Below are 9020 nucleotides of genomic sequence, written 5' to 3'. Positions count from 1 at the left end.
GTGTAGCCTCTGAAGTAGGGAAGGCTGAAACAGATAATGCCTTCGTCGGAGGGTCTGCCCTTTTCGTCGAGGAGCACTATATCAAGCCCGCTGACGTTGTATCCGGCAGGAGTAATGTCATACGGCTTGTCAATCCAGAAGATACAGATCGAGCCGGCTTCACTCGAGGCATAAATAGTTATCATGTCGTAGTTTTCATTGAAGAGGTGAGAGACAGAATCTCCTCCCATGAACGCAGCCTTGAAGTTGAAGCGGGAATCATTCTTTATCAGCTGCAAGAGGTTGGGTGAGAAGCCTCCATAACGCAGATTGTTCTTCCCGAAGTATGCTGCCAGAGCGTCAATGTCTCTTGCCATCTCATGCGATACTTCATGCAGAGTACCCTTCACGCCCAGCACTCCGATTGTCTGAATAATGCCGGTCAGGAAAGACTGAGGCGTAACTTCAGCATGTATGTAGGGTTCTGGCTGGCTGTACCGCGTGAAGATTTCCAAGCAGAATTTCGTCAGCTTGTCGTAAATCCCGTACTCCTGCATTACGCCTTTGGGGTAACCTGTGCTGCCCGACGTGTACAGCATGAATGCCAAGTCGTGGGGGTCAGGGTCTGCAATCTCGCGGCACTCGTCCATCATCACATGGCCTCATTCCACTTCTCCATGTCGAAGACGACCTTACAGCCGCTGTCGTGAACGGCGAAATCTATTCTGTCCCTGCCCATAATGTCCTCGAGTCCGAGCCACGCCGCGCCGGACATCATGATGCCGATTCGTGCGGCGATGTACTCGAGACCCTTCGGGAAGTATATTGCTGCTACGTCCTCGCGTCCGATGCCGTGAGTCCTCAGCCAGTTATTGACCTTGAAGGCGCAGGAGTACAGCTCGGCGTAGGTTGTGGTTCGCGTCCCGTCCCGGTCGACGACTGCGGGTCTGTCGGGGTGTTCCTTGACGGCGGCGATGAAAATTTCCAGAAACTCAATCATGAAGCTATCATCTCCTCATTTCTGCGGAATAGTGCATTATACTATACCGGCAACATGAAGAATGAAGGAGCAGTCATGACCAGAATACTAATCACAGGCATCAACAGCTACACGGGCTCTGCTATCGCGCGGCACATCCCCAACACCTCAACCATAAGCCTCCGTAGTTCATCGTGGCAGAGCGAGAACTTCTCGTCGTTCGGCTCTGTCTTCCACGTTGCAGGAATCGCCCACGACTCCACGAAGCACAGCGACAAGGACGCGTACTACCGCGTGAACACACGGCTAGCTTTCGACGCGGCAAGGAAGGCCAAGACCGACGGCGTGAGGCAGTTCATCTTCATGAGCTCGTCAATCGTCTACGGACAATCCGCACCCATCGGGCAGGAGAAAATCATTACGCGTGATACCCACGTCAATCCGCAGGGCTACTACGGAGACAGCAAGGTCAAGGCTGAGGAGATGCTTGCCTCGCTGGAGGATGACTCGTTCAGGGTGTGCGTTCTGAGATGCCCGATGATTTACGGCAGAGGTTGCAGGGGAAACTATCCCATTCTCTCGAAGCTCGCAAGAACTCTTCCCGTTTTTCCGAAGGTGAACAACGTGCGCTCTATGCTTTACGCTGAGAACTTGGCCGAGTTCGTGAGGCTTGTCGCTGAGAATCAGGAGCGCGGAATCTTCTGGCCTCAGAATGCGGAATACTCGAACACTTCGGAGCTCGTCAGAATGATTGCTGAGGTTCACGGCAGACGGATAAAGCTAGTCCCGTACTGTGAACTTCCTCTTAGGGGATTAGCTCACGTTACGGGACTCGTGAATAAGGCGTTCGGTTCTCTGGCGTATGATATGTCTCTAAGCACCTACGCGCAGAACTACAGGCTGTTCACTCTCCGCGAGAGCATCGCAAGAACTGAAACCTCATAACTCCCTTAACGTAATATAATACCCTCCAAACACAACACACAATCAGAAGGAGCTGACAATCATAATCAGATTCGAGACAGACTATCAGGAGGGAGCGCACCCCAGAATCCTCGAGCGTCTCTCGCTCACCAACTTTGAGCAGACTTCCGGCTACGGCGTTGACCCTCACACCGAGCGCGCGAAGGAACTCATACGCTCAGCACTTGGCCGCGCTGATGCTGAAGTGTTCTTCCTCGTCGGAGGAACGCAGACCAACGCGACAGTGATAAAGTTCATGCTTTCTCCGTGCGAGGGAGTAATAGCGGTATCGTCGGGACATATCAACGTTCACGAGTCAGGAGCAATCGAGGCGACCGGGCACAAAGTCATAGCCCTTGAAGGGAAGGCCGGCCTTCTTTCGCCTGAAACTCTGCGGAAGTACCTTGCCGACTTCTGGGCAGACCCTACGAATGACCACATGGTTCAGCCCGGAATGGTCTACGTGTCCTACTCATCAGAGCTCGGAACTCTGTACAGCAAAGACATGCTCACGGAGATTCGCGCAGTCTGTGATGAGTACCGAATAAAACTGTTCGTTGACGGCGCACGTCTGGGAGCGGGCTTAACGTCAGAGGCAGCGGACATGACCATAACGGACATCGCGGAGCTGGCTGACGTGTTCTACATCGGAGGAACGAAGACCGGCGCGCTGTTCGGTGAAGCTGTGGTGTTCCCGCATCCCGAGAGGTTCGACCTGCGGCAGTTCAGGACTCTCATCAAGCAGCAGGGAGGACTCTTAGCGAAAGGCAGGCTGCTGGGGATTCAGTTCGAGGTGCTGTTTGAGGACGGGCTGTACTTCGAGAACGCAAGACACTCAAACCTTCAAGCAATGAAGATTAAGCGTGCATTCACGGAGAAGGGTATAACGTTCCTGATAGACTCGTACACTAACCAGCAGTTCCCCATTCTTACGCCGGAACAGCACGAGGCTCTGAGCTCGCAGTTCAGCTATGAGCTCTGGCAGCCAATGGATGACGGAAGATTAGCGGTTCGTTTCTGCACGAGCTGGGCAACAACAGACGAAGCAGTCAGCGAACTTACACAGGCAATCAGCAGACTATAGAGGAGACACAATGACAACAAGACAACGCAACAGAAATCTAGACAAGAGTTATTCACCCGACCAAATAGAGCAGAAATGGTATGCCCAATGGCTGGAGCACGGGCTCTTCAACGCAGAGATTAACCCCGAAGCTAAAGCCTTCTCGATCGTGATTCCACCGCCCAACGTAACCGGCTCTCTTCACGTCGGGCACGCATTCGACCATACGTTTCAGGACATCATGTGCCGCACGAAGAGGATGGAGGGCTACAGCGTCCTGTGGCTGCCCGGTACTGACCACGCCGGAATAGCCACACAGAACGTAGTCGAGAAAGCCTTAGCGAAGCAGAACATCTCGCGCTACGACTTGGGGCGTGAAGAGTTTGTGCGCAGGGTCTGGGAGTGGAAGGCAGAGTACGGCTCGCGTATCATCAACCAGATGAAGAGGCTCGGCAACTCCTGCGACTGGCGGCGCGAAAGATTTACCCTAGACGAAGGATTATCACGTGCTGTGCGTGCAGTGTTCGTGAGGCTGTACAAGAAGGGGCTTATTTATCGCGGAAAGTACATCGTGAACTGGTGCCCGCGCTGTGCGACGGCGATTTCTGACCTTGAAGTAGAGTACGAAGAGAGTCAGGGCAGTTTCTACTACGTGAAATATCCGTTAGTCGAGAAGGACTGCGGAGAAGAATATATCCTTGTTGCGACGACGAGGCCGGAAACGATAATCGGAGACGTGGCTATAGCAGTTCACCCGCGCTCTGAGAAGTACAAGCACCTCATCGGGAAACACGTAATTGTGCCTCTCGCGAATCGTGAGATTCCCATCATTGAGGACAACATGGTAGACCCTGAGTTCGGGACGGGATGCGTGAAGATTACGCCGGCGCATGACCCTAATGATTTTCTCGTGGGACTGAACCACAACCTCGAGCAGATACAGGTGATTGATTCACGCGGAATAATGAACGAGAACGCCGGAAAGTACAAGGGCATGACGATTGAGGAAGCCCGCCGTGAGTCGGTGAAGGACCTCGAGGCACTCGGCCAGCTCCTGAAGGTTGAGCAGATTACTCACAGCGTCGGACACTGCCAGCGTTGCGGAACTACGGTAGAGCCGTATTTATCGGAGCAGTGGTTCGTGAAGACCAAGCCCCTCGCAGACAGGGGAGTACAGGCGGTGAAGGACGGACGGATTCGCTGGGTGCCCGAGCAGTGGGAGAAGACGTACTTCAACTGGATGGAGAACATCCGCGACTGGTGCATTTCGCGCCAGCTGTGGTGGGGGCATCGCATCCCCGCGTGGGAGTGCAAGGACTGCGGACACATCACGGTTGCTGAGGTTGACCCGACGGAGTGCGAGCACTGCCACAGCAAGAACATCGAGCAGGAAAGCGACGTGCTGGATACGTGGTTCAGCTCCGCGCTCTGGCCGTTCTCGACGATGGGCTGGCCTGACAAGACTCCCGAACTCTCTTACTTCTACCCGACATCGCTGATGGTTACGGGGTTCGACATCATATTCTTCTGGGTTGCGCGAATGATTATGATGGGGCTTGAGTTCATGGACGACGTACCTTTCAGGGATGTATATATTCACTCGCTGATAAGGGACGAGCACGGCAAGAAGATGAGCAAGACGAAGGGCAACGTCATTGATCCGCTCATTATGATCGAGCAGTACGGAGCTGATGCGCTGAGGATGACTCTTGCGGCACTCTCTGTGCAGGGGAGAGACATTCTGCTCTCGTCAACGCGCATTGAGACCTACCGCTTCTTCATGAACAAGCTGTGGAACGCCTCACGTTTCGCGCTGATGAACCTCGACGACGAAGTCAGGGAGATTGACCCTTCACAGCTTCACCTTCACGACAAGTTCATACTGACGCGCACTCAGGAAGTGGCCAAGAGGACGCGCGAACTTCTCGACACATACGACATAGGCACGGCGGCAAGAGGGCTCTACGATTTTGTGTGGGGTGATTTGTGCGACTGGTATTTAGAGATGTCGAAGCCAGCCCTCAAAGGCGACGAAGGAGAAGCCCGCAAACACACGACGCAGGGAGTGCTCGAGGAAGTCTTCAGGACAGTGCTGCCCCTTCTGCACCCGTTCATTCCGTTCGTAACTGAGGAACTATGGGCGGCGTTCGGGTTCAACGAGGACTTCATCATGAGGACTGCTTGGCCGGAAGCGAAGGCTGAATACACGTTCGCGGGAGCAGTTGAGGAGATGGCGGTACTGCAGGATGTTGTGAGAGAACTGCGCAGCCTCCGTGCAGAAGCTCACATTCCGCCCCAGCAGAAGCTGCCGCGCGCAGTTGTACGCGTTGACGGCTCATCAGCGGCGGCCAAGACACTTGGTGCTTCCCTGAACCAGATCGAGAACCTCTGCAAGGTGAATGACGTTGTGCTCGAGTCTCCTGCGCATGAATGGACGCACGGGCCTTCGTTGTCGGGAATGAGCGGAGAAGCTGAAGTGAGGCTGCCGGTCGGTGATGTGCTTGACGTTCAGAAGGAGATTGCGCGCCTTCAGGGTGAGGTTGCGAACATCGAGAAGGCTATAGCATCAAGTCAGGCAAGGCTGGACAAACCCAGCTTCGTTGAGCGAGCACCGGCTGAAGTTGTGGAGAAGGAACGCGCGAAGGTTGCGGAAGGAGCTGCGCAGATAGCACGGCTGAAGGCGAATCTTAAGAGCTTGAGCAGATAGAGCAGGAAGAAGCCCCCGGTATTCATTGAGGCCGGGGGCAGTTCTCTGTCAGCTTGCACTCTTTGCGGATATAAAGCCGCTGTGTTTCATTATCTGCAGCATAAGTATAGCGTCTATGAATGTCTGGAACATGCTGTACGTTTGGGTGTTATCTGTCGTGTAAACACAATAAGCATAGACCATAAGGATGCACCACACAAAACTTGTTTCGTGCCCGAAATGCTTTTCTAGACTTTTCGGGAATATCCAGAGCTGGTAGAAGAACCACAGGAAGCTTCCGATGAACCCCAAGTCTACGTATGTCGTGAGAATATCGTTGTGCAAACCAGCCAGCCCAGTGATGCCCAGCCTGTATGTCTCTTGGAAGTGCGACCTAGTGAAGTACAGCCCATGTCCGAGAAAGAACACAGACCACTCATAAAAGTTCCTGATTGCTCCGAAGATACCTATCCTGTTCGAGAAGTCGAAGCCGTACCTCGCCGCAAGCTCGAGTATTACGTCCGATGCTATGAACCACGTGTAGATGAAGCAGGCCGCAAGTATCGCTATGAATGTGCCGTATACCTTGACATCCCTCGTGAATACACCTTTGCGGCGGATAAACACGTAAAAGATCATCGTAACTATCATCGCGAATATGGCTATACGTTTGTAGCAGAACACCATCACCAGTGCAAGGAGACTTGTCGTCAGCCACTGCGTCTTCTCCCGCATGAAAAGCTGGTAAATTATCAGCAGCTCGACGCTCAGCCCCAAGTCGTGCATCTCGAAGTACGTGTTGAAGCCCGTGCCGATAACATATGCCATCGTCGCAAGGTACTGAAGCACACCCCCGACTCCTATCTTAGCAAATCCGTACATTATATTGACAGCATAGGACATGATGACAGCCTCGCAGAACATCTCCAGTGCCTGTTCACGGAAACGGAGAAGCAGTATTCCCGCCAAAACGATGTAGTACACGGCTTTGATCGGGAATCTCGCAGCTTGATATAAATTAATTGTATTGGATTGCGCATACATCAAAGCGATGAGGAAGAAGGTATAGGCGTAAGCCAGCAGGTAAGGAATCAGGGACAGCACAATTACGAACTCAAACTTTTTGCGTATCGCCGCATAGCCTTTCTTGAATGCAGCAGGCAAGAGCATAAGTATAATCGGAAGTGTCGTCGCGACATCAAAAAGCGGGATTTTCTCCACACCCGCTATGTGCCTGAATATGAATTGTGCAGAAAAATTTACTGCCAGCAGCAGAGTAACGAACAGCTTTGTCATTTTATCTTGCGGATTCTCCTTGTTCACGTTTTAGGTTGAATTATATACCCTGCTCCTTTAAGGACGAACTGCCTCCGTACAAGAATCCTCTGATGCCGTATTTTTTCGGCGCGAGATAGTCAGAGAGCAGGTTATCTCCGATGTGCACAATCTCTGAGGCCTTTACCCCGCTCTCCCAGAGCATGAACCTGAACAGCCCGCCCTTCCTTTTCGACAGCCCGAAGTCAGACGACACATAGAGCCTGTCATACCCATCATAGCCGCACCTCCCGAGCATCCCGGCTATAGTGTTGCCGGGCAGGTACATGTCCGATGTTATGACGACTCGCCTGCCCTGTTCACGAACAAGACCGTAAAACTCCCTGAGTTCATCGTTGGGATAGACGGCCTCAAACTCTGCCTCAAGCTCCATAGCCTTCAGCTCACCGGCTTTCTCCGTACCGTAAACATCCGCAAGTTCACGGTAAATCTCCCCGAGTGTTATGTCCTCGCGGGTACTCTTTGACCGTGCGCGGAGTTCGGCATTCACCCTGTCGTGCCGGAAGGTGCAGAGAGTGTCTCCGTGCTGTGCGTTGTACTTCTTCTCTGCAATGCTGAACACATCACGGGGAGAACACCTGCGCAGTATAAGCGTGTCGAAGATGTCGAATGACACGACAGAACACCTTTCCACATAACGCAGAGCCTTGTCGATGCTACGTCCCAGCAGACGTGAGAGCATCCTTCGTGCCGATGCTTTGAAGCTCATGCACAATACCTCCTTTCATTTTGCGATGGCTGGCGGAATCGTTCACGGATTTCCAGCAGCCTTGCAGGACTATAACGCTCATCGTGAGCTGAAACATAAAGTAGAACATCGTGTTGTCCATCGTGTACGAAACGTAGGCGAACACAGTCATCAGCCAGTACACGTATTTAGCGTGATTCCCGAAGTGCTTCCTGAAGTACCAAGGGATTATCAGCAGGAAATGCGCGAACCAGAGAAAACTTCCCGGCGTTCCCAAGTCTATGTACGTTACGGCAATGTCATTGTGCATTCCGGCCATCCACGCGTTGCCCAGTGCCCATCCCTCCTGTGTGTTCGCTGTCAGTGTAAGGAACTTGTTCGTGAAGCCGAATCCGCGCCCCATGTACGTCAAGGACAGCTCGTAAAATCTGCTCACCGAGCGGAACAGACCTACACGTCCTGAAATATCCAGCCCCAGCTTTGCGGCGAGAACATACAGCCCTCCGCCGAGTACGAGCACAATATACGTAAAGCAGCACGCCAGCACCGAAACCATCACGAAGTTCATGAAGAGATTTCTGATTCGCCGGAACTTATTCGCCAGCAGTCCGAAAAATGCCGCAACAATAAACGCCAGCATCTCAATCCTCTTGTTGCAGCCCCACATCACAAAGAACAGCAGGAACGTCTCAATCGGGGTATGCTTGTCCTTGTCCTGAAGGAACAGCTTGTACAGTATCACCATCCCTACGGCGGCTCCCAGATCATGACGTTCAAGGTAATTGATCCCGCCCCTGGAGTTCGCTGTAACGGGTATGATCCACTTCTGAGGGTTCAGCATGTAAGTCACAACTCCTCCTGCTCCTATACCATGCAGGGCAATAACCAGCGAGTAGGCATAGCACAGAATCATCGCCCTACCGATAACGTCAACGCATTCTTCCCGGAACATCAGCAGTATCACAGCGGCAAGAACAACTCTGTATGAAGCCTGGACTGCGCTGGATACTGCCCGGAGCATCGTCAGAGAGTAAGTGCCCCCCCCCCCGTAAGTAAGAACACTGAACAACGTATACGCAGTTGCCGCAAAGTATGGCAGCAACACGATCAGTAAGACCTTCTTCATCGCCTTGATGAAGCCTCGACTGTACCTGTACCTGCTGCCTGCGAACACGACAAAGCCGGTCGCAATCGAACAGGTGTACCACGGCAGCGCAACTCCGTTTATTGAATCCGACGTCAGGAAAGCAAGAGACAATATCAATGTTCCTGCTGTTTTCTTGTTCCACATGAATGAATCACCCTTACATGCTGAGAATTTATGCGC

General features: G+C 52.8%; 8 protein-coding genes. 3 read left to right on the top strand and 5 right to left on the bottom strand.

The features are described from left to right. On the bottom strand, window positions 1-632 hold a 632-nt coding region (locus IJT02_04805), incomplete at its 3' end, for an AMP-binding protein (protein ID MBQ7544247.1). Next, on the bottom strand, window positions 632-979 hold the full coding sequence (locus IJT02_04800) for an AMP-binding protein (GenBank protein ID MBQ7544246.1): 348 nt from the start codon (window positions 977-979) through the stop codon (window positions 632-634). The genes IJT02_04805 and IJT02_04800, both read right to left, overlap by 1 nt. A 54-nt stretch (window positions 980-1033) precedes the next feature. On the opposite strand from IJT02_04800, the gene IJT02_04795 reads away from it, so the two are divergent. From IJT02_04795 to IJT02_04785, 3 genes are all read left to right on the top strand, one after another. Further along, window positions 1034-1903 (top strand): NAD-dependent epimerase/dehydratase family protein, encoded by an 870-nt coding sequence (locus tag IJT02_04795; protein ID MBQ7544245.1) that lies wholly within the window; start codon window positions 1034-1036, stop codon window positions 1901-1903. Window positions 1904-1964: 61 nt separating this feature from the next. After that, window positions 1965-3005: a low specificity L-threonine aldolase gene (locus IJT02_04790; GenBank protein MBQ7544244.1), complete on the top strand. Its 1041-nt coding sequence runs from the start codon at window positions 1965-1967 to the stop codon at window positions 3003-3005. Window positions 3006-3015: 10 nt separating this feature from the next. Beyond that, on the top strand, window positions 3016-5691 hold the full coding sequence (locus IJT02_04785) for a valine--tRNA ligase (GenBank protein ID MBQ7544243.1): 2676 nt from the start codon (window positions 3016-3018) through the stop codon (window positions 5689-5691). Window positions 5692-5739: 48 nt separating this feature from the next. On the opposite strand, the gene IJT02_04780 is transcribed toward IJT02_04785, so the two are convergent. The 3 genes from IJT02_04780 to IJT02_04770 all read right to left on the bottom strand — a co-directional run bounded on the left by IJT02_04780 (window position 5740) and on the right by IJT02_04770 (window position 8984). Continuing rightward, window positions 5740-6654, bottom strand: a complete 915-nt coding sequence (locus tag IJT02_04780; protein MBQ7544242.1) for a hypothetical protein — start codon at window positions 6652-6654, stop codon at window positions 5740-5742. 352 nt (window positions 6655-7006) lie between these two features. Beyond that, window positions 7007-7714 (bottom strand): hypothetical protein, encoded by a 708-nt coding sequence (locus tag IJT02_04775; GenBank protein ID MBQ7544241.1) that lies wholly within the window; start codon window positions 7712-7714, stop codon window positions 7007-7009. Further along, window positions 7662-8984, bottom strand: coding sequence for a hypothetical protein (locus IJT02_04770; protein MBQ7544240.1), 1323 nt, complete (start codon window positions 8982-8984; stop codon window positions 7662-7664). The genes IJT02_04775 and IJT02_04770 overlap by 53 nt, the downstream gene beginning before the upstream one ends. Window positions 8985-9020: the final 36 nt, after the last annotated feature.

This window comes from Synergistaceae bacterium (assembly GCA_017450125.1).
Lineage (GTDB): Bacteria > Synergistota > Synergistia > Synergistales > Aminobacteriaceae > JAFUXM01.
This window is presented reverse-complemented; position numbering and strand designations above follow the sequence as displayed.